We start from the raw sequence: 24,988 nt of genomic DNA, 5'->3' as shown, positions 1-24,988 counted from the left end.
TCCAAAATCCAAAATCCAAAATCCAAAATTTTTATGAGAGGCACTCTTCCTGTTGTTGCATCTGAGCAGACGAGTCAGAAACGTTCCACCCTGCGGCGCTTTTTGCAATATGTGCTACTATATCGCAAAGAAATTCCCATCGCCATCACATTAGTATTAATTGGTGCCATAACCCAGGCAATTGGGCCATTCTTTCTCGGCTGGTCGATCGATCATCTAATTGCACAAGGTAATTTGCAAGGACTACTGCAATTATTAGGACTATTAGGGCTTAACTATGCGATTGGTGTCTTGGCAACTCGCGGTCAAATTATTCGAGTCGGCTGGATTATGCAGCGATTGCTGGCTCAATTGAGGCAAGATATTTTCCTGAAAATCCAAAGTCTACCACTCAGCTTTTTTGACCGCAGCGAAGCAGGCGATTTAATGAGCCGCTTGCTAAATGATGTCAACACCGTAAATCAGGCATTTGGATTGACAGTTGCTCAAATGCTAGGCAACACTTTCAGTTTAGTTGGCATTGTGATTGCAATGCTCTCAATCAACCTGCAACTCGGTTTGTTGAGTAATCTGGTTGTGCCACTGATGATTTTTACCACAAGCTTATTTGCACGTTGGGCGAGAGCCAGATTTCGCGTCACCCGACAAACTATTGGGGAGCTTTCCGCCAAGTTGGAAGAAGATATTGGCAGTGTGCGAGAAGCACAAGCATTTAATCGCGTACAGATGAATATCGAAGAATTCGACGTTCTTAACGCCGCCAATCGAGATGCCAACGTTGAGGCTGTGGCAATTACTTCGGCCTTTTTGCCCTCCATCGATTTTCTCAACACACTAGCAACCGCAGGCGTCCTAGCTTATGGTGGTTATCTGGCGGTAACGGGAGCTGCAACTGTCGGTGTAGTGACATCCTTTTTACTTTACGTCCAGCAGTTCTTCCGCCCGATTCAAATTCTCAGCCAGTTTTATACTCAAGCTCAATCTGCCTTCGCCGGATTAGAGCGAATCTTTCTATTACTAGATGAACCATCAGAACTCAAAGATGCAGCCGATGCCACAGAAATGCCGCCTATTCAAGGTGAGGTGACATTTGAGAATGTCAAGTTTGGCTACAACCCAGATCAACTGGTTCTCAAAGGAGTGAATTTGCACGCCTATCCAGGGCAGATGGTTGCGTTAGTAGGACAGACCGGTTCAGGAAAAAGTACAATTATTAATTTGATTTTGCGCTTCTATGATGTGTCTGGCGGTGCAGTAAAAATTGATGATATTGATGTGCGTAGTGTGACTCAAGCAAGTCTGCGCCGTCAAATTGGCATTGTTCTGCAAGACAATATTTTGTTTACCGGCACAGTTGCCGAAAATATAGCTTTTGGCGTTCCTTACGCTACTCAAGCTGATATCGAAGCAGCTGCCCAACTAGCAAATGTGCATGAGTTCGTTACCTCACTACCACAGGGTTATACAACTCAATTGGGTGAACGGGGCGCACCTCTGAGTCAAGGACAGCGACAACTCATCAGTATTGCTCGTGCGGTATTAATTAATCCTCGAATTCTGATTCTGGATGAAGCCACTAGCAGCATCGATACCCGCACAGAAGCTCTAGTACAAAGTGCGATCGCTCGTTTGCTCCAAGGTCGTACCAGTTTCGTAATTGCCCACCGTCTCAGTACAGTTACTCAGGCAGATCAAGTTTTAGTCATTCAGCAGGGACAAATTGTCGAGCAGGGTACTCACAACGAACTCGTCAATCAGCAAGGTGTCTATGCCAACCTCTACGCTCTGCAACTGGGTGCAGCAGATACAGTGGTTGTTCAAAATCAAAAGTGAATATTATACAACTAGTTTCTTTCGCATGAGGTACAAAGTTTTTGAGACGCGATAAATCGCCGTCTCTACAGCTGTTTTTTATTGATGAGTGCGATCGCCAAAAAATAGACTTGGGTAATTTTACGCCCTTTAAAACCGCGATGTTTAGCAACAAGCAGCTGCGCGTCTACGCACCTAAGCTATAGTTTTTAGTTCACAATAGAGATAACACATCCTTATAATATCAATTGATGCCAACTTCTTCAGCTACTACTCCTCATTTAATTGCTGCTGGTTTTCATGCTCTTTCCGAACCACTTAGGATTAGTGTGCTGGAATTGCTTCGCCAGCGAGAATTATGTGTATGTGATTTGTGCGAAGTCTTGGGAGTAAGTCAGTCGAAACTATCTTTTCACCTCAAAACCCTCAAAGAAGCTGGCTTAGTTAACTCCCGTCAGGAAGGACGTTGGATTTATTACAGTTTGAATTTGCCCCAATTCAGTATTTTAGAGAAATATTTGGCAGATTTTACCCAGAATCAGGTAATTTCATCTGCGCGTCCCTGCTGCGATTAGGACAAGATTTTAAAGCAATACAGTTCAGAATGGGCAACAAAACACTTGTAGAGACGTAGCAGTGCTACGTCTCTACATTCATTTTCGGAGATGTCTAATGTACATCTGTGCATCCCTACAAACTATTGCCCCAATTGCTATACATCAACTTTTTTTGATAAATTTTTATATATAGTGCTATGCTTGTTATTGACATATCAAGTTTTTTTGAAATGATATAAACATACTTTCAAAATTACCGATAACAGTGAAGTAAATGAACGCAATAGCAAAAAAATTAGCGCTCTTATTTGGAGTGTTGGCTTTTGCAATCAGTTGTACAGCTACACCCAATTCATCTACTAAAACTTAGCGATCGCCAAAGGTTACAAAGGATAGTTTTAGGCACGGACAATCATCCAAACTAACCAACTTGTTCATGATGAAACTTTGAATAATGCCAGTTGTATGACCTCTCTAATGAACAAAAAAACTTCCAAACGCCTCTCTTTTATTGACCGCTTCCTGACCTTGTGGATTTTTTTAGCAATGGCGATTGGTGTTGGTATCGGCTATTTTTTTCCGGGAGTAGAAGCATTTATCAACCAGTTCCAAGTAGGAACAACCAATATCCCAATTGCCATCGGGTTGATTTTGATGATGTACCCGCCACTAGCTAAGGTGCGATACGAAGAGTTAGGAGATATATTTCGCAACGGAAAAATTCTTGGTGTGTCACTACTTCAGAATTGGATTATTGGGCCAATTTTGATGTTTTCTCTGGCAGCAATCTTCTTACATGGTTATCCAGAATATATGACGGGATTGATTCTGATTGGATTAGCCCGTTGTATTGCAATGGTAGTTGTTTGGAGTGATTTGGCACGAGGTAATACAGAGTATACGACTGGATTGGTTGCTTTTAATAGTATTTTTCAAGTCATCTTTTATAGTCCTTATGCTTGGTTTTTCATCACTGTGCTGCCGCCACTATTTGGGTTAAAAGGCAATGTTGTAAATGTCAGTATTGCCGAGATTGCCAAAAGTGTATTTATCTATCTTGGCATTCCTTTTCTAGCTGGATTTTTCACTCGTTTCTTTTTAGTCAAAGTCAAAAGTAAACAGTGGTATCATGAGGAATTTGTGCCTAAAATCAGCCCGATCACGCTGATTGCTCTGTTATTTACAATCGTGGTTATGTTCAGCTTGAAAGGCAATTTGATTGTTCAGATACCCTTAGATGTGGTGAAGATTGCAATTCCGCTGATCGTCTATTTCGTCATTATGTTTCTGGTCAGCTTTTATATGGCTTGCCAGATTAAGACAGACTATTCTAGAGCCGCCAGTGTTGCGTTTACAGCCGCCGGAAATAATTTTGAACTGGCGATCGCAGTGGCGATCGCGGTGTTTGGCATTAATTCGGGTGTGGCATTTGCTGCTGTTGTCGGGCCTCTGGTAGAAGTGCCTGTGTTGATTGGTCTGGTTAATGTTGCTTTCTGGTTTGAAAAACGTTATTTTACAACATCTGAGTCAAGAACCTTTTAAATATTTTAAAAATCCGACGAGGAGCAAAATTATGGTACTGCTGAAAACTCATGTGGCTTTGAATGTTACTGATATTGAAAAATCTGTAACATTTTATCGGGCAATGTTTGGCGTGGAACCTGTGAAATATAAGCATGACTACGCCAAGTTTGATATTTCTAGCCCAGCGTTAAATCTCACACTAAATTTAGCATCTAGTATTCAGGCTGGTGGTGCATTGTCTCACTTGGGCGTACAAGTTGAAAGTACAGAAGAAGTGCGATCGGCTATCCAAAGGTTTACGGAGGCTGGATTAGCATTATTTACTGAGGATGATACTGATTGCTGCTACGCTTTGCAAGATAAGGTTTGGGTAACAGATCCAGATGGGAATCGCTGGGAAGTCTTTGTGGTGAAGGTGGGAGATACAACGCCCGAACAAAATTTGGTGGTGGGACAGGCTGTTAATAAGTCGTGTTGTGGGTAAAGAGAAAGAAGAGAAAACGAACCGCCAAGACGCTATCGCGTAGCGTCTCGTTAGAGAAGGACGCAAAGGTAAGAATTGATGAAGAAGGTGATGTTTGTTTGTAAGCATAATTCGCGGCGATCGCAAATGGCAGAGGGATTTACACGAATATTAGGAGAAGGTAAAGTTGCTGTTGCTAGTTCAGGTTTGGCAGCAAGTGAGGTAGATCCCGTCACTGTTGAAGTGATGGCGGAAATTGGTATTGATATTAGCAATCAAACTTCTAAACCTTTAAGTGATTTCAATGCTGATGATTATAATGCTGTGATTTCATTATGTGGTTGTGGTGTTAATTTACCCGAAGAGTGGGTGCTAAGAGATGTGTTTGAAGATTGGCAACTTGATGACCCCGCAGGGCAATCAATTGAAACTTTTCGCCGCGTTCGAGATGAAGTTAAAGAACGAGTTGTAAAGTTAATTGAGAGACTCAATTAACAATTGCTACGAGTAGAAAACAGGAGTCAGAATACAGAATTCAGAATACTCTACCCGTAAAGGTATAGAGTTTTAAGGTGAGAATATTTTAATTTTTTTCGCCCACCAGGGGCGAAAGCGCGTAGCGGGACGTTCGCTTTAGGGAACTCCAAGAAATAAATTATCCAATATTGTGGGGTGGGCGACACGAGAGCCCTATAGACTGGGCGCTCATGTTGCCCACCCCACAGGAGTTAATTGAATATTTTTTTATTTGGAAGTCCCTTAGCGTCTCTGAAAAGAAGGCAATACGTAGCGCTATCACCTACTCGTACAGAATTCATACTGAATTCTGACTCCTGAATTCTGAATTCTTCTTATAAATTAGGTTAGCGATCGCTCGAAGTAATTTAGCTGGCTCCACAGGCTTGGTGATATGCTGCTCAAATCCGGCAGCAATTATCTGTTGATAATCAGCCTCACCAGCATAAGCTGTCAGGGCGATCGCAGGAATTTCCCCTCCTTCTTCTAGTGACAGCGCTCTAATTTGACGAATCAGCATATAGCCATCTACTTCCGGCATTCCAATGTCGCTTAACAGCAGATTTGGCTGGAACTGAGGCATAATTCCTAGTGCTTCTATCGCCGATGCCGACTGGATTACTACCGCGCCAGATTGCTCTAAAATAAAAGCAATTAATTCTCGCGTATCACGCTCATCATCTACAAGCAGAACTTTCAACCCATTTAAATCGGGCAAATCATCAGGTCGAGAGACAACTTGGTAACTATTTAGTGCGATCTCGATCAGCGGTAACATAACTGTAAAGGTTGCTCCCTGTTCTTCACCGAAACTTTCTGCCTTAACTGTGCCGCCATGTAACTCGACAATATGACGAACAATAGCTAATCCTAATCCCAGTCCGCCGAATTTTCTGGTGGTTGCGCCATCAGCTTGTCGAAAGTAGTCAAAGACATAAGGTAAAAAGTCAGGGCTAATTCCCTTACCTGTATCACGCACTTGCAGCTGAACCTGAGAACCAATAGACTGTAAACTGATTTCTACTTGTCCACCTTGGGGTGTAAACTTAATCGCATTGGAAAGTAAATTCCAGATAACTTGTTGCAAGCGACCGGAATCACCTGTTACTAAAAATTTGGAGTTGCAACTTTGGGGCGCTTCCAGCACAACTTGAACTTGGGATTTGAGATTGTCTGGTTGCTGATTAAAATCGATCGATTCTAAATTTTTGTCAGAATTTTCTAATTCCAAATCTAAAATTGTAAATTGCAAATTAATAGATTTAGCTTCAGCTGCTAGACGTACAGTTTCTATGGCTGCGGCGATCGCAGTTTCCAAATTCACAGGAGCAATATTCAGACTCAGTTTACCTTGCAGAATGCGAGATACATCCAACAAATCTTCGATTAATTGGGTTTGCAACTTGGCATTGCGCTCAATGGTTTCAAGAGCGCGAGTAGTGGTTGCTTCATCATACTTTTTCATTTGAAGTAACTTCGACCATCCCAGGATCGGGTTTAGCGGCGTGCGAAGTTCGTGGGAAAGAACTGCCAAAAATTCATCTTTGATTCGGTTAGCTTGGATCAATTCTTCTTTCCGTCGCTGTAACGAAGCCATTAACTGAGCGCGTTCCAGAGCAACCGCCACCTGATCGGAGGTTGCTTGTAATAGAGCAATTTCCCCAGAAGTAAACTGAGTACGGGTGCGACTGGCAAAGGAAAGGACACCAAGCAGCTTTCCCTGAGCAATTAATGGTTGACCTGCGTAGGCTGTAATTTCTAAAGCACGGAGAATGTGAGCATTTGGATGGGTAGAGTGCGGCACATTATTAACAACGATTTGACGGCGTTCTTGCAACACTAGTCCGCACATCCCCTCATTAAATTCTAGGTATTCAATTGCTTGAAATACTTCATCAGTAATACCGTTCCAACCTACTAATCGAAGTTTCTGCTTGTTTTCGTGTGTATCAATTAGATAGTGAAAGTAAAAATGCAAATCCATCTGCGCCGATAGTTTGCTAAACAAGCTGTTCATGAGATCCAAGGGGCGCTCGGTTGAAAGCAAATCACTGGTTGTTTCTGAGAGGAGTTTAAGTCTTTCACTGCGCTCTTGTAAGGCTTGTTCTGCAAGCTGACGTTCGCGAAGGGCGCGTTCGCGTTCGGTGATGTCAATCGCAACTCCCCCTACTAGGCGTTGTCCAGATGCATCGGCAATGGGAAACTTATAGATCAAAAATTCGCCAAGAGTGCCATCTGTGCGTGGAGCAGACTCGATGGTTTGAATAACCTGATTCGTCTCGGCAACTATTCTAATGTTATCGAGGAGGGGTTGAGCAATTTGGACTGGGTAGAGGTCAAAAATGTTTTTATTAATCGCCTTATTTGTTGCTAAATTGAATGTCTTCAAATAAGTTGGACTGAGGTAAAGTACACGCCCCTCTGCATTGGTAATCCAGGCAGCGGCGGGATTATTATCCATAAAAGCTTGAAATTGCTCTTGACTCTGACTCAGAGCTTTTTTCGCTTGTTTGAGATCGCTAATATCCAGAATGAATGCGACTGATTTCTGGCGAGATTCTCCTAAAAGGGAATAGCCAACGACAACCGGGACAATGGAACCATCTTTGCGAATACATTCTTTTTCATAAGGAGTGCAGGTTCCCTTCGCTGTTGCCTCGGCAATAGCTAGTTCATCTAAATAAAGATACTCAGAGGGGGTGATATCAGCCCACCGTAATTTACCTGCTTGAATATCCTCCTGGGTATAGCCAACAATTCGCAAAAACTCGTCGTTGGCTTCCGTGATGCTACCATTAACATCACCAAAAATAATACCAACTATATTTGCTTTGACAAAACTCCTGAGTCGCTCCTCGCTTGCTTGAATTGCCTTCTCTGCCTGCTTGCGAGGGCTGATATCTGTAGTGCTGCCAACTAAGCGTACTGGATTTCCATCAGCATCCCGTTGTACCACTACTCCCTGATCCAACACGTAGATATATTGATGATTTTGGTGACGAATTCGATACTCAGCAGTATAGCGATCGCTATTTGCCAAAGCAACTACCATCTCCTCTTGTACGCGTTGCAAATCTTCGGGATGGACAAGTTCACACCACCAATTACCCGTTGGTTGAGCTTCTGCGAGGGAATAGCCCAAAATTCGGGTTAAGCCCTCGGTTCTTTCAACGGTATTCTGTTCTAGATTCCAATCATAGATGAGACAATTGACAGCAGAGGCAGCTAACTCAAACCGCTCGTTAGCTTGCTTTAATGCTATTTCTGCTTGGTTGCGTACACTCAAATCAACAACAAAGGCAATGACGGTTTCTTGAGTGTCTCCCAACATCACAGAACCGAGCAGAACCGGAATGCGATCGCCATCTTTACGAATGTATTCTTTCTCAAAGGGCTTACAGACTCCGGTAGTTTTCAGTTCTGCCACTGAACGCTCACTTAATAGAAGATACTCAGGCGGGGTAATCTCGCGCCAGTTCATTTGATTAGCAAACAAATCTTCTCGCGTATAGCCGATCGTGTTCAGAAAAGCATCATTGGCTTCCACAATCGAGCCGTTATTCATATCAGTTACGACAACCCCAATGATGTTGGATTCTGCCAGTCGGCTAAACCGCATTTCGCTATTTTGTAACAAGTTTAGGCTTTTCTCTGCTTTGCGTCTAGCAGTTTGTAACTCTGAAAAAAGGGCGGTAATTAAAAAAGATACGAGTGAGAATGTGGTTAGTTGTACCAAAACTTTCAGGCTGAGGAAATGGAAGGAGTAGACTGGCTCAATCAAAAAATAGAGCGAAATCGTAACCGATAAAGCGATCGCTAATACTCCCAGTCTCATACCGCCATACCAGGCGCTCACTGCTACGGCTGCATAAAATAACGTAAATATGCTCGGTTCAAAAACTGGCAGTAACAATTTTGTCAACAGTAGCGCCGCTATGACTGTCAAAATCATCACACCATAAACTATTAACCGAGAACGCATCATCAAAATTTTTTCAGGCACTTTCACCATCATCTTAAGAGTCCTCCCGTTGCTCCGGTTTTGGGAGATACTCGTTTATCACCCTTTTGGGTTCACCCATCTTTTCTAACATTTCTTCAATCAGCTTTAGTGCCATTGGCGAAGGCACTGTAGATCCGTTCTCCCAACGATTCACTGTTCGTAGAGAAACTCCCAACTTGGCTGCAAACTTTTCTTGAGAGAGATCGAGTTGCTGCCGAAGTTCACGGATTAAATCTGAAATTTTGACTTGCTTTCCTAGTTCCATAGTAGGAAGAGTAGGACAGGTGTCTCGCCATTTGTCTCCAGCTTGAGGAAGAATTTCAAGAATCATCAGTTGTTATCAATTTCATCTTTTGGCAAAATACCAATATTCAGTTATCAGTGTTCACCGATTACTGTTCACTGTAGAAGCTATATATAAAATAAACATTAAATTTTTTCTAACAATCGATTGATAATAGTATGATTTTAAGCAATTTGACTAATAGCTATCAGCGATCGCATACAACCAAAAACTTTGTAGTGTATGATATTTTCATGATTTATACCAAACCTATTTTTATATATAAACAACCTATATATAAGTTATAATTAGTGCTTTTCGTCGGGAGTATCCCAAATGTGCAAGTTATATCAAACTCAAGTTACAAATTGTCATTGCGATCGCAACGCAGTGGAGTGTTCGCGTAGTGTCTCGTAGAGAAACAATCCGATATCTTGCGATTGCTTCTCTACGCTGTCGCTTCGTACCCTTCGGGTTCTCCGTTCGCGTAGCGTTCCGTAGGAAAGGAGTACGCAATGATAAATATGTTCTTGCAAAATTGGGATGCTCCCCTTTTCGTTTGATGAAATTTTCCAAATCATTGCTAATTTTGGCAACTATATCTGAACGTAGATTTTAAAATCTGTTGTTAACTTTACTTCTATGGTTAGATGCCAATTACCAAACTATAAAGCTATGGTTCACCCTTATTGCAGAAGAATTCTGACTCCTGAATTCTATTCGATAATGAAAAAACTCCAGAAATGTTTGTAACAAATCTGGAGTCAGGAAAGATACGCATTTACCTATACCAAATTTTCACCCTGAGAAAATCCTACGTCATCAGGGTATACACTCAAATGTAGGTGAAAGGGAATAGGGAACCTTCTCGATTGGAAGTAACGCAAAACAACCTCAGTTTATCTGAGGTTGTTTTGCGAGAGTTGTTTGGCAGAAAGGGTACATCAATAAGTGATGCCCTGTGTTAGATATAAATAATTCAGTATGCATCCTTATTCAGCCACCTTATTGGCATATCAGGATGATTGGGAAAATTTTGTAGGCGCAGCCCATCGTAGACATCGCTTTTTCCAAAAAGAAACTCCAGATGCACTTAAGGCATTCTGGAGCAGTAACAGGTTTCTAACATGAATCAATTTTTACATCAGCGATCGCGCAATGTCGTTAGGGTATATACTCAAATGTATTTATGTCTACTCATCCGCAAATAGAACAGCAAATTACCTTCTTTTCTACCCATAATCTCAATGTATCTACAGAATTCTACGAACAAAAGCTAGGTTTGGAGTTATGGCTTGACCAAGGAACCTGTCGAATTTATACTGTTAATGGCTCTGCGTACTTGGGATTGTGTGAAGCCAGCGAAAAATTAACTCCTGCAACCAACAACCAATCAATTGTCATTTTTACTCTGGTAACACAACAGGTGGATGAATGGTTTGAATATCTCAAAGAACGTGGCGTCGATTTTGAAAAGCCGCCTACACTAAACGAAAAGTACAATATTTACCACTGTTTTTTCCGCGATCCTGATGGTTATTTGATTGAAATTCAACGTTTCGAGACTAAAGACAAGAAAAAGACATAACTTATTTAGTTATGCCTAAGCGTTTAATTTACAGGGCAGGATTTTACAGATTAGAACTTTTATGATTTACTGGGGTACGTGATACCGAATAATGCTCTATAGACATCATCAATAAGTATGTACCTGTTCTTCTATAGATTTATCAAAGTAGGATGCGGGATTTATGCAGCCAGCAGAAAAACTTTACATTTATTTACAATTACTGCAAAACCGTGGGCATCACTCTTGACTTTTATAAAATGTACACCTAATTACTGATAAAAAATTCTTTGTGTTAGGTATTTAACCGGACTTGATCTTGTATAACAGAAGCTAGAATACAATCGGGAGCATCTCAGTGAAAGCAAATATATCTGGCGATTAAAAATCGCGGCTACACAAACTTTCGTCCGCCTGCGCGGATTCAAGAAATTGGAAACCCACAGAGGTGGATTGTGTCTGTATAGCCAAGAATTCTATTCGTCAAGGCTAGATATATTTTTACGAAAGTGAGATCCTCCCAATACAATAATTGTCGCGAGGATATAATGCTTATTGAACAAAATTATTTCCAAAGTAGCTTCTTTGCAAACTGTGCTATTTCTATAGTTATTACTTTTAACCTCTATGATATTTAATGTATTCGGTTTACTAAATATTTTCCCAGTAAATGCATGAAAGCCAAAATACTCGCTTGGCTACGCGCAAAACTACAACTTAAGGGTTCGGTAATGAAATCAATTTACAGACATATCTTATGGTGTGGAGCTTTTGGATTTTTGATTTCTCTACTTTACCATTTTGACAAACCTGTATCCCAACCTATTTTAGGAAGTGTGATTCCTAGTATTGTTTTAGGGTTGTTACTTGTCTTTCGTACCAATACTGCTTATGAGAGATTTTGGGAAGGGAGAAAATGCTGGGGTTCTATAGTAAATAACGTCCGAAATCTAGCGCGACAAATTTGGGTATCAGTTGATGAAATTTCACCAGAAGATAAAGAAAATAAAATTACGGCATTAAACTTATTGGCAGCTTTTGCTGTAACAACTAAATTACATTTGCGTGGAGAAGCTGTCAATCGCGAGTTAGAAGACTTAATGCCGTCTACTAAGTACAAAAAACTGAAGATTATGAATAATCCCCCCATAGAGGTAGCCTTTTGGATAGGAGATTATTTACAGCAACAGTACAATCGTAATTGCCTTAACAGTTACCAGCTAACATCTATGCAAGAATTATTGAATAATCTGGTGGATAATTTAGGTGCTTGCGAACGCATTTTAAAAACACCCATGCCCCTTGCTTATGCTATTCATTTGAAGCAATTGCTGATACTATATTGCTTTTTGCTACCATTTCAAATAGTAGAAAGTCTCGGTTGGTGGACAGGTTTAATTTCTGCCTTAGTTGGTTTTACAGTATTTGGCATTGAAGCCATCGGCTTAGAGATAGAAAACCCCTTTGGCTATGACGCTAATGATTTACCGTTAGATGCAATTTGCGAGACAATGAAACGCAATATTGATGATTTAATTACTTTGACTCCAAATACGCGATCGCATACAAAAAATATCTGATTTTCTGATTTAAGGATATTACAAATTATTGTAGTATTGAAAATACTTCTTGAACAAACTGTTCATATAGTGTTGAGTCTTCGCTCAATACTTGTGTCAAGTTGAAATAGGTGGATATTATTGGATCATTTTGAATACGAGCCTGTACTTCAGTAGTGATACAACTGGCAATTAGGACAGATTTAACCTTTGGGTTCCTCCGAAAAACTTCCTCAAAGGATTTTTTAGCAGCACCGTAACGTTCTAATGCTCCCGCAGGATCAGTTCCTCCTTTTATCTCAATGACACCGACTGTTGTACCTTGATTGTTTAAAAGTGAAATATCTGGCTCACTTGAAAAAAGTATAGAAGTATGATTAGCCAACATTACGCCTCGATAGTCCTCAATATTTCTTAGTTGTTCTTCAAGTCTACCAGGATTATATACTTCAACTCCTGTACCCTGACGGGGAATAAAAGCAGCAAGAAGATTGCGTTCTTTAACCTCTTTGATAAGAAGTCGCTGTACAACTTTTTCTGCTTCTTCCCCAATAGCATTACGCCAAGAACCGTCTATTTGTGTTCCTGTTGAGGCTAGTAGTATTCCATATAATTCTTCCTCAGTTAAACTTTCTATAGAACTATCAATTATGAGCGATATATGTTCATTAAAAAGTCTGGAAAGTGCTAATGCTTTATCTTCTCTTAGAGGATATTTATTTTCTTGATCGAGTTCGATTCTCTTTACATCAATTGCTGCTAAATACTTAACGGCTTTCTGAGAAAGTACGGCAATATTACGATAGTAAGATAACAATGAAGAGTGTTCTCGGATTAACCTAGGATGACAAAATACCTGAATTAGTTGCAAGTTAGGATGTTTATTGATGTAAGTGAATGCTTCCTCTCCAATACCCCATTCTGCCCAATTATCCCAACTGTATAAATGATTTACAGGTAATAAGGCATCAATCTTAGTCCGCAAAGATAGCGTTTTATACTCTTTAAGCTTGCGATAAAAGAAGGTTGAACGCAAGCGATAGTTTATACGATGTGCCTCACTTAAGAGATTTGTTTCGTCTAATGGCACTGTACTCACTTTTCCCAAACATAAACGCATTTACGTAGTTCTGTGCGTCCGTGATTTCCCATTTGCTGACTACTATTTCCTTTGCCTCGTCCTAATGTCCAAATATATCGCGTTTTTAGTCCAAAAGACTCTGCTATATCTGATAAAATAATGTCTACAGGAATTTCCTCTCCAGCATATCTGACGTTATCATTTACCATTGCGACTATACCACCAGGTTTGAGAATACGAGATAATTCATAAATTACAAAGCACATTTCGTAAAAGTAATTACCTACCATTCTAACAATATTCTCATTATTTAATTTACCTTCTTTTTTATAACTTTCTAGTATTATTAATACTTCTTGTAAAGCAGCCTGACTTTTAAAGGTAAAATCTATTTTTAAGAAATCCTGATAGCGTCCTTTAGCAGTATAATAGTCTTCTAAGTAATTACGCTTATCACGGTTCTCTACGGTGCAGGATAGCATTTGCTGACGTAAATACTTTACTTTTTCTTCACTACATCCCAAAAATGCAAGTTCAAGGGCATACGTGCGAGTGTAATCATATCTATTAACATATGGTGGAGACGTAATGACAAAATCAATACTATTCTCTTGAAGAGTTGGAAGAATTTCTAAACAAGAACCTTCATAAAGGTTAGGTTCTGTATTTTCGATAAGACTAGATTTTTTGGTTGCTAATTCTAATAGTGAATCATCAGTAAATAAATCTAGTTGGATAGAATTAATATTTAAATCTGATGTAATCTGCTTTAGCTTTCGATTAATTGCATCTTCAAAAGATAAAATCTCTCCTTTATTAAATTCACTATTTCCCTTTGAACGACCTGAACGACTATCCCAGCGCAGATATTGTCCATCTTTCCTAGTATAACTAATATCCTCCAGAATACAAAACGCAGCATATAGAAGTATGGTACTGATATCTTTATTTTGAATAACATTATTACAATAAGATATATAACCAATTAGTTGTTCTTCATTGATCGCAGAAAATGCTCCACAGGTTATTGCTAAATGATTAAATCTAAACAATTGATCGTAACAATTTTGAAAATTGATTTGTGTTAAATTTTTAATTTCTGATTTTAATAACTCTACATCTATTTTCTGAGCGATGATTCGAGCTTGTGTAGCAAAAATGCCAACAGGTAACAATTCAATTCCCGTAGTTTGCCACCCCAATGCACTTGCAGCAAATAGAGATGAGCCAACTCCTGAAAATGGATCTATCAGTACACCTGCTTCTGGTTTAAATGTTTGAAGAAGATAGGTAACTAGGCGTTCTGAAAATCCTTCTCTATACTTGAACCAGGAAGAAAATGGAGTTTGTTTATTACCCTGATAACTAACTAAGGTTCTATCTAAACAAGAATTATGAATAATTTTGAGTTTAAATTTTTCGTAAAGCTCAGTTCTTTGAGTTGAAGAGGATATAATTTGCATAAAAATACTGAATATTAAATTATTAATGATGACTATGTTAATATTTTGTAGCTAGTTACAAATTTTTATTTACTATAAATCTAGTTATTATTCACATATAATTATTAACTTTTTATAGACTCCGAATTGCAATTTCTAACCCTTCACAGACACGAGTCAGAAAATCTAAATCCAAACTAGCGATCGCATCACTAGGTTTGTGATAATGGGGATTTCGCAAGAATGCCGTATCTGTCACCATCATTGCCGGATAACCCAAATCCCAGAATGGTGCATGATCGCTAAGTCTGGTTTGGGGAACTATTAAACCTCGATTTGGCACGGGTAGCCATTGACTAGCTACGCCAGCTTTGCGAATATTACGGCTCATCCCAATTAAGTCGGGTAATATCCGCAAGTTGCCAATTAAAGCAACAAAATCACCCGTATCTGGGTAGAAGCGTTCCAGAGGACGGGGATAATTTTGGGAACCAGGTGTAGAATCCTTATAGCCCAGCATCTCTAAGGAGATCATTAAGCGTAGCTGTTGCTTTTGTTGGTGCAACAGCGCTGCATAGTCAGCACTACCCAGTAAGCCGTATTCTTCCATATCGAAAGCAACTAGCCTTAAAGGATATCTGACAGGTTCGACAGCAAACTTTCTCGCCAATTCCAGCAACACTGCCACACCTGTAGCATTATCATCAGCTGCAACTGTTCCCGGAACGCCATCATAATGAGCGCCAATTAAAATCGGTGGTAAATCCTTTTTTTGCCCTTTAATTTGGGAAGGTAAATTTAATATCAAGTTATTACAAGCTTTGCCTCTGACTTCAAAGGTGTGGATTTCCACACTCCCCCATTGGGAAAATTCCTGGCGGATGTATTCTTGAACAAAAAAATGTCCAGCCGTTGCCAGGTAAGGATCGCGTTCTCGCGCGATCGCACTGAGGGAAGTTTGTAATCGCTCTGTTAAATTCAACTTTTTCAGATAGTGGCAATAATATGAGAGTTTTCAGGTACTCAAAAAAGCAGAGCAAGCATTATTAAGGTGAATTTACCAACTTGCGGACATTGTAAATAGAAGTAGGCGGATAACAAGAATTGAGGCTGCTTGGGCACACCAACCATCTCAATGCTATTCTAGTCTTGCAACTATCTCCTCTAGCCGCACATCTTAGCTTACTGCTTTAATGATGACTATCATACCATTGAGGTGTTTTTATCTTGTAGCACAAAGCTAGAAGTAGTTCCGCCCAATCATAATAAATATATAAAGACACTTTAGGAGAAGAGTAACGCATGGGCAAGGTAGTCGGCATCGACTTGGGTACAACCAACTCAGTAGTCGCCGTTATGGAGGGTGGCAAGCCGGTGGTGATTGCCAATGCAGAAGGAATGCGAACAACCCCCTCCGTAGTTGGCTTCAGCAAAGAAGGTGAAAGAGTAGTTGGGCAAATGGCACGGCGACAAACCGTCCTCAATCCCCAAAATACCTTTTTTGCAGTTAAACGCTTCATTGGGCGGAAGTATGGTGAACTGAATGCAGATTCTAAGCGTGTGCCCTACACCATCCGCAAAGACGAAGTAGGTAATATTAAAATTGCCTGTCCTCGCATGAATAAAGATTTTGCCCCAGAAGAAATTTCGGCAATGGTGCTGAAGAAATTAGCAGACGATGCTAGTCGCTATTTGGGTGAACCAGTTACCGGGGCAGTGATTACAGTCCCCGCCTATTTTAATGATTCTCAGCGGCAGGCAACCCGCGATGCTGGCAGAATTGCCGGTTTAGAAGTGCTGCGGATTCTGAATGAACCGACGGCGGCATCTTTGGCTTACGGATTAGATCGGGGTGACACGGAAACTATCTTAGTCTTTGACTTGGGTGGTGGCACTTTTGACGTGTCGATTTTAGAAGTTGGTGACGGGATATTTGAAGTCAAAGCCACCAGTGGAGATACCCAACTTGGTGGGAATGACTTTGACAAAATAATCGTAGATTGGTTAGCAGATCAATTTCTGGAAACAGAAGAGGTAGACTTAAGACGCGATCGCCAAGCTTTGCAACGTCTGATGGAAGCGGCGGAAAAGGCCAAAATTGAGCTTTCTGCTGTCAGCGTCACCGATATTAATTTACCCTTCATCACCGCCACGGAAGATGGCCCCAAGCATCTGGAAACTAGTCTGACTCGTTCCCAGTTTGAAGGTTTGTGCGGTGATTTGGTGGGACGATTACGGACACCAGTGAAACGCGCCCTCAAAGATGCCGGACTTTCACCTAGAGATATTGAAGAAGTTGTGTTAGTTGGCGGTTCTACACGGATGCCAATGGTGAAGCAGCTGGTACGAGACTTGATTGGCACAGAACCCAACGAAAATGTCAATCCTGATGAAGTTGTGGGAGTAGGTGCAGCAATTCAAGCCGGAATTCTCGCAGGTGAACTTAAGGATGTGCTGCTTTTGGATGTCACACCCCTTTCTATGGGATTGGAAACCATCGGCGGCGTGATGAAAAAACTCATTCCCCGCAATACCACCATCCCAGTTCGCCGTTCTGACATTTTTTCCACGTCTGAAAATAACCAGAATACTGTGGAAATTCACGTAGTCCAGGGCGAACGGGAAATGGCTGCAAACAACAAGTCTTTAGGACGGTTCAAGCTGTATGGCATCCCGCCAGCACCGCGAGGAATTCCCCAAGTTCAGGTGTCATTTGATATTGACGCTAATGGGATTTTACAGGTAACAGCCTTAGATAGAACCACTGGGCGAGAACAGAGTATCACCATTCAAGGCGCTTCCACCTTGAACGAATCAGAAGTGAATCGGATGATTCAAGACGCGCAAAAATATGCCGATGTCGATCGCGAACGTAAAGAAAGAGTAGAAAAGCGGACTCGTTCTGAGGCGTTGATTTTCCAAGCAGAAAGACAACTTCGAGAAGTAGCACTGGAATTTGGTATGCAGTTTGCCCGAAACCGCCGCCAAAGAATTGATAATATTTGCCGACAACTAAAAGAGAGTCTGAAGGAAAATAGCGATCGCGGTATCGATCAAGCCTACGCCGACTTGCAAGATGCTCTTTATGAGCTAAATCGCGAAGTCCGGGAGACTTATGCTGAAGATGAAGATGACGACTTGTTTGGTACTATCCGTGACATCTTTACTGGCGGTGATAAAGAACGTGAACGCGAATCTCCCAGAGATACATACCGAGAACGCGACTCATACAGCCAAGGCTATGGCAAAGATTACGGTAAAGACTATGGCAGAGATTATAACCGAGATAGTCGTTCTCCCTCTTATGAAAGCCGTCCCCCACGCAAATCTCGTCCTAGCTACCAAGATAACTGGGATGACGAAGAAGACAATGATTGGTTGTAGGTAGAAGGCAGGAGGCAGGAGGCAGGAGGTAAAAGCTCCTTAAGAAGCTAGATTTTACTGGTTGGCATTTTACATTAAATTCTGTCTACCTAATTAGTACTTCTGATCATAGTTAAGAGTAGAAGTTAAAAATTAAATCTTTCAACTTGTAACTCCTCTCTCCTAAACTCCTAATTAATTCAAAATCTAAAATCTAAAATTTAAACAACTAACTATGCAAAATTTGCCGAACTTTCGCGATTACTACGAGATTTTAGGAGTATCTAAAGATGCCTCTGGTGAGGAAATTAAAAAGGTTTATCGGCGGTTAGCCAGGCAATATCACCCCGATCTCAATCCAGGTAATAAAGAATCTGAGGAAAAATTTAAGGATATCGGCGAGGCTTATGAAGTTCTTTCAGATCCAGCCAAGCGATCGCAGTACGACCAGTTTAGCCGCTACTGGAAGCAAAAAGGCTTTGCAGGCAACAAACAAGCGCCAAAGGCGAAAACTTGGCAAAGTAGTGCTAGCGATCGCAACGGCAATCAGGAGGTAGATCCCAGCCAATTCTCCGACTTTGAAAGCTTTATTAATCAAGTTATCGGCGTTAAAAATAAGAGTGCGGCAAATAACTCCAGTAATGGCAATAATAGCGATCCGTTTCGTTCCCCTAGAACAAAAGTTGCCTACACCGTTAACACCCCACCTCGCACAACCCGGCGAGATATAGAAGCCAGATTGACTCTACCATTAGAAAAGGCTTATCAAGGTGGTAATGAGCGTATTCGGTTGGAAGATGGGCGATCGCTAGAAGTTAATATGCCTCCAGGGATGGTATCAGGTCAAACCATCCGTTTGCGAAACCAAGGCGTTGGTGGTGGCGACTTATACTTAAAAATTACCGTTGAGCCTCATCCATTATTTAAGCTAGAAGGTTCAAATATCCTCTGTCAAGTTCCAGTTACTCCCAGTGAGGCAGTTTTAGGAGGACAGGTAGAAGCACCAACGCTTGATGGGCCTGTGAAAATGACTACCCCTCCCGGAGTTAGGTCTGGTCAAAAATTTCGGCTAGGGAATAAAGGCTATCCCAGTGATGATGGTAAACGTGGCGATCAATTAGTAGAAATTCAAATAGTTACACCGAAAAATATTAGTCAAGAAGAACGGGAACTATACGAAAAGTTACGGCAAATTGAAACCTTTAAACCCCGTGCTGATTTAATACGTTAGGGATAATACAGCAGAATTCAGAATTCAGGAGTCAGAATTCAGGAGTCAGAATTCAGGAGTAAAACAGGCTCTATAACTAGTTTTAAGAGGATGTTTGTGTACTTTAGTAACTTGAAATCATCTGTATATAAATATTGACCAAAATAATGACTAATTCGTAATTATTTTGGCTTTCAGTCTTCATCTTGAAAAATAGTTTCTATATTTTGTGAGCCGTGCAAGATACGTACAATTTCTATGCCTTCGTCTATTGGACGATAAAAAATTAAATAATTTTTCACTGGGAAACTTCGCACAAAAGGAGCCAATTCATCTCGTAGTCTGACCATTTGGGGAAACTTGGCCAGTTTTGGAAAGCTTTCTCGCAGAGTATCAAAAAGTTTGTCAGCAGCTTTTAAGTTATTTGGGGCAAGATATTTCCATATATCCTCAATATCTCGCGCTGCTTGAGTAGAAATCCGAAATCGACTCATAGAGAATCGCTGTTAGCCAAATTTTGCTGTCCTAGTGCTTTAATATTTGCAAAAAAAGCTGGAAGTGACTCGTCGTTATATTCAGTATACTGTCCGCTATCGAGTTGTTTAATACCAATGTCAATCTGACTGCGTAACGCTTCTAACTTGAGTTTTTGCAGTTCTTCTTCAAGGCGCTGGAGTTCATCTATCATTTGCTGAAATGCTTGGGCTTCATGCACCACAACCTCAGCTTTCCCATTTACTGTTAGTACAAGCGGGGACTTTGTGGCCTTGATTCGCTCTACGTAATCTTTAGCATTACGCTTAAAGTCAGTAAGAGTTTGAATATTTTCGAGATTAATTCTGATCTGCATCGCATCTAATTAAATGCTTTATCAAAATATCTTATCAGATGCTAGACCTGCTGTGTCTTCTCCAATTCACAATAGGATTTAAAATATAAAAAATATCTTTGAGTAAAGTGACTCAAACAGCCGTGAATCAAAACGGGGCAATGCCACAAAGCAGCGAACCAACTTATTACTCCCTGCTAGGACTGCATCCCTGGGCATCGGTAATTGACATTCGTCGTGCTTATCGGCAACTGAGCAAACTCTATCATCCAGATACTACAGACTTGCCGACTGCGATCGCCACTCCCAAATTCCAGCAAATCAACGAAGCCTACGCCACCCTTAGCCATCCAGAACGACGGTTAAGTTACGATTTAAAAATTGGCTATTCCCGCTTTGGAGTGATTCAACCACCTGCTGATTTAAATCATCCCGTATCAAATTCATATAACTGGTCGAAATCAGCTTACCTCGATGCGAGCGATCGCCCCTTATCATCTGGCGAAATTTTTGCTTTATTTATACTGGTGTTAACATTTGTAGGCTGCCTACTGTTAGCAGTTGCCATTGGCTTAACTCGTGGCGAGGCTGCTTTTCAAACCCATCAGCTGCAATCACTTATATCCATACAACAGCAGATTACTTATATCTCGCAACTAATTACCCATCTGAAATAATTAAAAAATTCCCTAATCCAAAATCTAAAATTCCTATGCCTCTTCTTCCCTCTGATACCCCCCTATATAATCATCCCCTGCCACAAATTGAGCAGTGGCTAAAAGACCAAGGCTGTCAACAAGACGAAACACAGAGGCATTGCTGGCGCGTGCAGCGGCCTAGTTGGCAAGCGGAATTATGGCTCGATGTTGAGCAAATTGTCGTGCGATATGTCCAATCTGGAGAAAATGGACAAGATATCCAACGCTCATTTAAGTATTCTCTGAGTCGGGATGATGTAGAACAAGCGGTTTTTTCTGGCCCATAAAGGAGTGCTAAGTATAATCATCGTGAATTTAGACGAAAGTCGATAGCGATCGCATTTCGATCAACTGTAAAATTTGTTTGGCATTTTACACCAAACATCAGGAATCATAGCTTTACCCATCGATGAAGGAAGGGTGAGATGAGCGATGTCCGAAGACAAGCTGCTCCGAATCTACGCACGTTTGGACGGAAGAAAGCAGGTACATCAAATTTTTCAAATCCGTCCCTTGTCTCACCAACAACTCCGACGCTGGCAAATCCAGTGCGAGACTTTGGTTTACCAACGAATAATATAATCCAAACAGCAACGGAGGAATCAACCAACCTTCAAGCAGCCCAGTCTGCTGATGAGCAATCGTTGTTATCAGAAGCCATTCAGCAACAGTCTTTTGGTCATGACATTAGTCGTATAGCGTTGCGTCGTCCCCAGACAAAACTAACGGTGGGAGAACCAGACGATAAGTACGAGCAAGAAGCGGATCGGATGGCTTCTCCCGTAATCCCCAACTTTCAACGCCAAATAACGAAGGAAGAAGTAGAAGAGATCCAGACGCAGCCATCGGCAGAAACTATCATGCCACTGGTGAAGCAAACGGGGATGGTGCAACACAAACTTGATGATGAATCACAAACCCAGAAATTTGCTCAACCTGTAACTACTCCAAAAACCGATCAATCTGGCATAGAGCCTGATGGAGCAAACTCAGCACCGACTAATACTCACCCAACAGAGGATGTTGGAAGTAAAGCAATCCCTCCAGTAGATACCAAACAAGAAGCCTTATCGACTCAGGCAAGTTTACCTACACCTACTCAGGCTAATTCAGAAGCGGCTTACCCTAGCAACTCCATACCAGAGAAAAGCGGTAATGCAGTCCTTGACAAATCAGCGACAGCTGAACTTGCCAGCGTTCCTCAGCCTGGAGGGATAACCAATGAAGTGGTATCTCCTCAAATCTATACACCGCAAACTGAAGCGGCTGAATCGCCGCAATCTCTTTCTAACTCTGCTGGACAGTTACCCCAATTAGATAAAGCAATTGACCCCTCATCAATGGCGATCGCGGAGGCAGAACAACCACAGGAATTGCCTGAGATTCCCCAGCCAACTATGCCGGAATCGCCAGAACTTGCTCAGGCTGCTCAACAAATTATCCAAACAAAGGAGATAGAGAAAGCTGCCCTGACACAAACAATTGAAGCTCAACAGAATTTTTTACAACAACAAACAGAGATACAAGTCGAAGCAATTCAGGCAGCAACTCAAGGGAAAATTCAAGGCATTACAGCGGATATTGCCGCCAAGAAAGCTGAGGTTCTACAAACCTTCAGTACAACTAAAGCTAATCTGAAAGGGCAAATTGAGAACCACAAGACAAATATCCAAGCTGAAACTACTCGTGGGTTAAATTCATTACAGCAGGAAGTAGAAACTAAGCGCAAAGGGGCTAACACGACAGCTGAGAATGAAGCTAAACAGGTGGAGCAGACAGGACAAACTGAAGCTACCCGTGCTACCACTTCAACAGCAGAATCGGCTACAGCAGTGAATGCAATTGCGAAACAACAGGGCGATCGCTACGGCAGCAAACCAGAGGAAAAAACTGCTGCACGCCAGGGTGCTGGACAAGCTTCTACGGAAGTAGTAGGCAAGCTAACCTCACGCGGGCAATCTTTAGCCAAAGATGCCAGAGAAGCTGCACAAAAAGCCGCACAAGAATTTCGAGTCGCTGGGCAGAAATTAGCGGCTGGCGTGGGGAGTAATACCGCGCAAGTTGAAAAAGCTATCCGAGATAATGCCAATACTATAACTTCTCAATTCATTAGCCAAATTACTCAACAACTGCAAAAGATAGATACGTTACAAACAAAAGCCCTTGCATCTTTAGAAAATTTAAAGTTAAGTTCTATCTCAGGAATTAAGCAAGCTGGTAATTCAGCTGCCGCAGCGGCCAAAATATCTGGGAAGACTGCTGCAACTCAAGTAAGCCAATTTAAAGTTGCTAGCCTCAACCAACTTGACAAAGGGGCACAGCAAGTTGTTGAAAAACTGAATCAAGTTCCTAAAAATAAGAAAAATAATCACAAAGCAATCGATAAATTTGTTCAAGAGACAAAAGAACCATTCCAACAAACGCGATTACAGTTGGAAACAGCACTTTCTTCCCAGGTTAGCGGTGCTAATAATAGTTTGAATCAGCTAGGAAGTGCTGTCTCTGGTCACTTGGATGGATTACAGCAGAAAGTGACAGGTGAAGCAGATAAGGCTACAAGCTCTTTGAGTACTGGTTTAGCTCAAGTTCCAGAGCAGGCAGCACAACAAGTACAACAATCAGTCACAAATAATAGAAACGCTAACGAACAGTTGATTAGTCAATTTGGTGGAGGAATTCAACAGAAAATTGATGAAGCCAAGCAGGAATGGGTTCAACAGCAGCAGAAAGTTAATAACGATATTCGTAGCAAAGTTGATGAAGGTGTTAAATCGAATAAAGATGTAGAAAGTAAAGCTCCAAGTGACTTTGCCCAAGTAGCTCAGTCAGCAGCCGAAAAAGCTGCCGATCCTGGATGGCTTCAGGTTCTTAAGGGAATTGGGGAAGGAATCTTAAAAGTTTTAGTGGGATTGGCAATTTTTGTCGCTGTTGTAGTTGTGGTGATTCTTCTGCTTCCAGAAGAAATAGTAGCAGCGATCGGGATTGCAGGAGTTGCTGCGATCGTTGGTCTGGGCTTCCTAATTTATGGCTTTGTCACTTCCTTTATCAATCGCTGTGAAGAATTTGCAAAGGCATTACATGCCGCTGGTGTGGACGATCCGCCCTGGTACATTTATCTTGCTGCTGGTATTGCGATACCGTTTGTGTCCCTTTTAGATGCTGTTGGTATCTCACCAATCCTTGAAGGAGCGCTTAACATAAGTATTCTCACTGGGAAAGATTTGAATCTTACTCCAGAGCAACGAGCAGAGAAAATCACCGAAGGCGTACTCACGCTTGCTCTCATGTTCATCATGGGCAGAGTTTTGAAGGGTGGCAAACCTGGTGAAGTCCCAGTGGAAGTTAAACCTGGTGAAGTTAAACCTGGTGAAGTTAAACCTGGTGAAGTCAAACCATTAGAAACAAAACTAGGTAAAGCTAATGCTGAACGCCTCATTGCTGAATTAGGGGAAGAACGCGCAAACAAATTGGTTGAAGACTTAACTCCTGATATAGTCAACAAATTACTAAAAGACTTGACTCCAAGTGAAATTCAAGATTTTGTAAGCAAGCTTGGCAGTGAGAAATTAAAACTGTTAACCGAAAAGTTTGGTGGCGAGGTGCTGAAACACTATGGTAGTGACTTCTTTAAGGATTATAAGGGAGTAACCCAAGACACGATTAATCACCTCTTACAAAATGATGGAATTGTTAAAGGAGAGATCAAAGGCTGCCATGATAAAGCCACTTTCCTGAATGAGTTGAATGGCAAAGGTGAAGTTGTTTCAGAAATTCCAGATCCTAGTAACCCCGATGTTATACGTTATGAGTACAAGCTTTATCAAAAAGATGCCGCAGGCAAAATTAAACAGCCGCCAACACTTTCTACTGGAAAAGCAAAACTTAAAACAGTTATTCAGGATCTTGCTGCGAATCCAGACAAATGGAAAGAAATTGGAAATGAAGCTGCTGATGATTCAATTAAGAGAAAAGCTTTTCCCGCATCTGGAGGAGCCTTTGAAGGAACCGGGAAAAATATAAAAATTCGTGGATTCTACCGCCCAAATCAAGTAGACACCTTCTTTCCCAACTTTTAAGACTT

The 24,988-nt window shown here is 41.2% G+C and carries 21 protein-coding genes; 13 read left to right on the top strand and 8 right to left on the bottom strand.

Translation table 11 applies throughout. The features are described from left to right. The first annotated feature begins 33 nt into the window (after positions 1–33). The 5 genes from V7L31_RS18895 (at position 34) to arsC (ending at position 4,851) form a co-directional block, all read left to right on the top strand. Positions 34–1,833 (top strand): ABC transporter ATP-binding protein, encoded by a 1,800-nt coding sequence (locus V7L31_RS18895; protein ID WP_334697654.1) that lies wholly within the window; start codon positions 34–36, stop codon positions 1,831–1,833. A gap of 230 nt (positions 1,834–2,063) precedes the next feature. Next, positions 2,064–2,387, top strand: a complete 324-nt coding sequence (locus V7L31_RS18890; RefSeq protein ID WP_334697653.1) for an ArsR/SmtB family transcription factor — start codon at positions 2,064–2,066, stop codon at positions 2,385–2,387. Positions 2,388–2,846: 459 nt separating this feature from the next. Then, a complete protein-coding gene (gene arsB / locus V7L31_RS18885) occupies positions 2,847–3,911 on the top strand; it encodes an ACR3 family arsenite efflux transporter (protein WP_334697652.1) in 1,065 nt (354 codons plus the stop codon). A 31-nt stretch (positions 3,912–3,942) separates the two neighbouring features. Next, the gene (locus V7L31_RS18880; RefSeq protein ID WP_334697651.1) at positions 3,943–4,377 is read left to right on the top strand and encodes an ArsI/CadI family heavy metal resistance metalloenzyme; all 435 of its coding nucleotides are present in this window, start codon (positions 3,943–3,945) and stop codon (positions 4,375–4,377) included. Between the two features lie 78 nt (positions 4,378–4,455). Further along, positions 4,456–4,851 (top strand): arsenate reductase, glutathione/glutaredoxin type, encoded by a 396-nt coding sequence (gene arsC / locus V7L31_RS18875; RefSeq protein WP_334697650.1) that lies wholly within the window; start codon positions 4,456–4,458, stop codon positions 4,849–4,851. Positions 4,852–5,170: 319 nt separating this feature from the next. Here arsC and V7L31_RS18870 read toward each other — a convergent pair whose 3' ends face one another. From V7L31_RS18870 to V7L31_RS18860, 3 genes are all read right to left on the bottom strand, one after another. Further along, positions 5,171–8,887 (bottom strand): PAS domain S-box protein, encoded by a 3,717-nt coding sequence (locus V7L31_RS18870; protein ID WP_334697649.1) that lies wholly within the window; start codon positions 8,885–8,887, stop codon positions 5,171–5,173. Between the two features lies 1 nt (position 8,888). After that, a complete protein-coding gene (locus tag V7L31_RS18865; protein WP_334697648.1) occupies positions 8,889–9,206 on the bottom strand; it encodes a helix-turn-helix domain-containing protein in 318 nt (105 codons plus the stop codon). A gap of 323 nt (positions 9,207–9,529) precedes the next feature. After that, the gene (locus V7L31_RS18860) at positions 9,530–9,739 is read right to left on the bottom strand and encodes a hypothetical protein (RefSeq protein WP_334697647.1); all 210 of its coding nucleotides are present in this window, start codon (positions 9,737–9,739) and stop codon (positions 9,530–9,532) included. A 403-nt stretch (positions 9,740–10,142) separates the two neighbouring features. On the opposite strand from V7L31_RS18860, the gene V7L31_RS18855 reads away from it, so the two are divergent. The 3 genes from V7L31_RS18855 (at position 10,143) to V7L31_RS18845 (ending at position 12,305) form a co-directional block, all read left to right on the top strand. Further along, positions 10,143–10,289 (top strand): hypothetical protein, encoded by a 147-nt coding sequence (locus tag V7L31_RS18855; RefSeq protein WP_334697646.1) that lies wholly within the window; start codon positions 10,143–10,145, stop codon positions 10,287–10,289. 58 nt (positions 10,290–10,347) lie between these two features. Further along, positions 10,348–10,746, top strand: a complete 399-nt coding sequence (locus V7L31_RS18850; RefSeq protein WP_334697645.1) for a VOC family protein — start codon at positions 10,348–10,350, stop codon at positions 10,744–10,746. A 653-nt stretch (positions 10,747–11,399) separates the two neighbouring features. After that, the gene (locus V7L31_RS18845) at positions 11,400–12,305 is read left to right on the top strand and encodes a bestrophin family protein (RefSeq protein WP_334697644.1); all 906 of its coding nucleotides are present in this window, start codon (positions 11,400–11,402) and stop codon (positions 12,303–12,305) included. A 25-nt stretch (positions 12,306–12,330) separates the two neighbouring features. On the opposite strand, the gene V7L31_RS18840 is transcribed toward V7L31_RS18845, so the two are convergent. The 3 genes from V7L31_RS18840 to V7L31_RS18830 all read right to left on the bottom strand — a co-directional run bounded on the left by V7L31_RS18840 (position 12,331) and on the right by V7L31_RS18830 (position 15,789). After that, positions 12,331–13,374 (bottom strand): XcyI family restriction endonuclease, encoded by a 1,044-nt coding sequence (locus V7L31_RS18840; protein ID WP_334697643.1) that lies wholly within the window; start codon positions 13,372–13,374, stop codon positions 12,331–12,333. Between the two features lie 5 nt (positions 13,375–13,379). Beyond that, entirely contained in the window at positions 13,380–14,828 is a 1,449-nt protein-coding gene (locus tag V7L31_RS18835; RefSeq protein ID WP_334697642.1) for a site-specific DNA-methyltransferase, read from the bottom strand. Positions 14,829–14,940: 112 nt separating this feature from the next. After that, positions 14,941–15,789 (bottom strand): M28 family peptidase, encoded by an 849-nt coding sequence (locus V7L31_RS18830; protein ID WP_334697641.1) that lies wholly within the window; start codon positions 15,787–15,789, stop codon positions 14,941–14,943. 320 nt (positions 15,790–16,109) lie between these two features. Between V7L31_RS18830 and dnaK the strand changes: the two genes are divergently transcribed. Continuing rightward, positions 16,110–18,191: a molecular chaperone DnaK gene (gene dnaK / locus V7L31_RS18825; protein WP_179063778.1), complete on the top strand. Its 2,082-nt coding sequence runs from the start codon at positions 16,110–16,112 to the stop codon at positions 18,189–18,191. A gap of 214 nt (positions 18,192–18,405) precedes the next feature. Continuing rightward, positions 18,406–19,401 carry a DnaJ C-terminal domain-containing protein gene (locus V7L31_RS18820; protein WP_334697640.1) on the top strand — a complete coding sequence of 332 codons (996 nt, stop codon included), beginning with the start codon at positions 18,406–18,408 and terminating at the stop codon, positions 19,399–19,401. Between the two features lie 173 nt (positions 19,402–19,574). Here the strand turns inward: V7L31_RS18820 and V7L31_RS18815 are convergent, their stop codons facing one another. Next, positions 19,575–19,874, bottom strand: coding sequence for a type II toxin-antitoxin system RelE/ParE family toxin (locus tag V7L31_RS18815; protein ID WP_334697639.1), 300 nt, complete (start codon positions 19,872–19,874; stop codon positions 19,575–19,577). Continuing rightward, positions 19,871–20,230, bottom strand: coding sequence for a type II toxin-antitoxin system Phd/YefM family antitoxin (locus V7L31_RS18810; RefSeq protein WP_334697638.1), 360 nt, complete (start codon positions 20,228–20,230; stop codon positions 19,871–19,873). Before V7L31_RS18810 ends, V7L31_RS18815 begins: the two co-directional genes overlap by 4 nt. A gap of 140 nt (positions 20,231–20,370) precedes the next feature. Between V7L31_RS18810 and V7L31_RS18805 the strand changes: the two genes are divergently transcribed. From V7L31_RS18805 to V7L31_RS18795, 3 genes are all read left to right on the top strand, one after another. Beyond that, entirely contained in the window at positions 20,371–20,886 is a 516-nt protein-coding gene (locus V7L31_RS18805; protein ID WP_334697824.1) for a J domain-containing protein, read from the top strand. A gap of 35 nt (positions 20,887–20,921) precedes the next feature. Beyond that, positions 20,922–21,194 (top strand): DUF3143 domain-containing protein, encoded by a 273-nt coding sequence (locus V7L31_RS18800; RefSeq protein WP_179063775.1) that lies wholly within the window; start codon positions 20,922–20,924, stop codon positions 21,192–21,194. 138 nt (positions 21,195–21,332) lie between these two features. After that, on the top strand, positions 21,333–24,983 hold the full coding sequence (locus tag V7L31_RS18795; RefSeq protein WP_334697637.1) for a hypothetical protein: 3,651 nt from the start codon (positions 21,333–21,335) through the stop codon (positions 24,981–24,983). The last annotated feature ends 5 nt before the right edge of the window (positions 24,984–24,988 follow it).

The organism is Nostoc sp., assembly GCF_036916655.1.
Lineage (GTDB): Bacteria > Cyanobacteriota > Cyanobacteriia > Cyanobacteriales > Nostocaceae > Nostoc.
This window is presented reverse-complemented; position numbering and strand designations above follow the sequence as displayed.

Coding starts and splice junctions, on each gene's coding strand:
- V7L31_RS18800 (WP_179063775.1), top strand. CDS start 20,922: ATGCCTCTTCTTCCCTCTGATACCCCCCTATATAATCATCCCCTGCCA.
- V7L31_RS18880 (WP_334697651.1), top strand. CDS start 3,943: ATGGTACTGCTGAAAACTCATGTGGCTTTGAATGTTACTGATATTGAA.
- V7L31_RS18890 (WP_334697653.1), top strand. CDS start 2,064: ATGCCAACTTCTTCAGCTACTACTCCTCATTTAATTGCTGCTGGTTTT.
- V7L31_RS18850 (WP_334697645.1), top strand. CDS start 10,348: ATGTCTACTCATCCGCAAATAGAACAGCAAATTACCTTCTTTTCTACC.
- V7L31_RS18865 (WP_334697648.1), bottom strand. CDS start 9,206: ATGATTCTTGAAATTCTTCCTCAAGCTGGAGACAAATGGCGAGACACC.
- V7L31_RS18815 (WP_334697639.1), bottom strand. CDS start 19,874: ATGAGTCGATTTCGGATTTCTACTCAAGCAGCGCGAGATATTGAGGAT.
- arsB (WP_334697652.1), top strand. CDS start 2,847: ATGAACAAAAAAACTTCCAAACGCCTCTCTTTTATTGACCGCTTCCTG.
- V7L31_RS18870 (WP_334697649.1), bottom strand. CDS start 8,887: ATGATGGTGAAAGTGCCTGAAAAAATTTTGATGATGCGTTCTCGGTTA.
- V7L31_RS18795 (WP_334697637.1), top strand. CDS start 21,333: ATGAGCGATGTCCGAAGACAAGCTGCTCCGAATCTACGCACGTTTGGA.
- arsC (WP_334697650.1), top strand. CDS start 4,456: ATGAAGAAGGTGATGTTTGTTTGTAAGCATAATTCGCGGCGATCGCAA.
- dnaK (WP_179063778.1), top strand. CDS start 16,110: ATGGGCAAGGTAGTCGGCATCGACTTGGGTACAACCAACTCAGTAGTC.
- V7L31_RS18835 (WP_334697642.1), bottom strand. CDS start 14,828: ATGCAAATTATATCCTCTTCAACTCAAAGAACTGAGCTTTACGAAAAA.
- V7L31_RS18895 (WP_334697654.1), top strand. CDS start 34: ATGAGAGGCACTCTTCCTGTTGTTGCATCTGAGCAGACGAGTCAGAAA.
- V7L31_RS18805 (WP_334697824.1), top strand. CDS start 20,371: ATGCCACAAAGCAGCGAACCAACTTATTACTCCCTGCTAGGACTGCAT.
- V7L31_RS18845 (WP_334697644.1), top strand. CDS start 11,400: ATGAAAGCCAAAATACTCGCTTGGCTACGCGCAAAACTACAACTTAAG.
- V7L31_RS18820 (WP_334697640.1), top strand. CDS start 18,406: ATGCAAAATTTGCCGAACTTTCGCGATTACTACGAGATTTTAGGAGTA.
- V7L31_RS18810 (WP_334697638.1), bottom strand. CDS start 20,230: ATGCAGATCAGAATTAATCTCGAAAATATTCAAACTCTTACTGACTTT.
- V7L31_RS18860 (WP_334697647.1), bottom strand. CDS start 9,739: ATGATTTGGAAAATTTCATCAAACGAAAAGGGGAGCATCCCAATTTTG.
- V7L31_RS18855 (WP_334697646.1), top strand. CDS start 10,143: ATGCATCCTTATTCAGCCACCTTATTGGCATATCAGGATGATTGGGAA.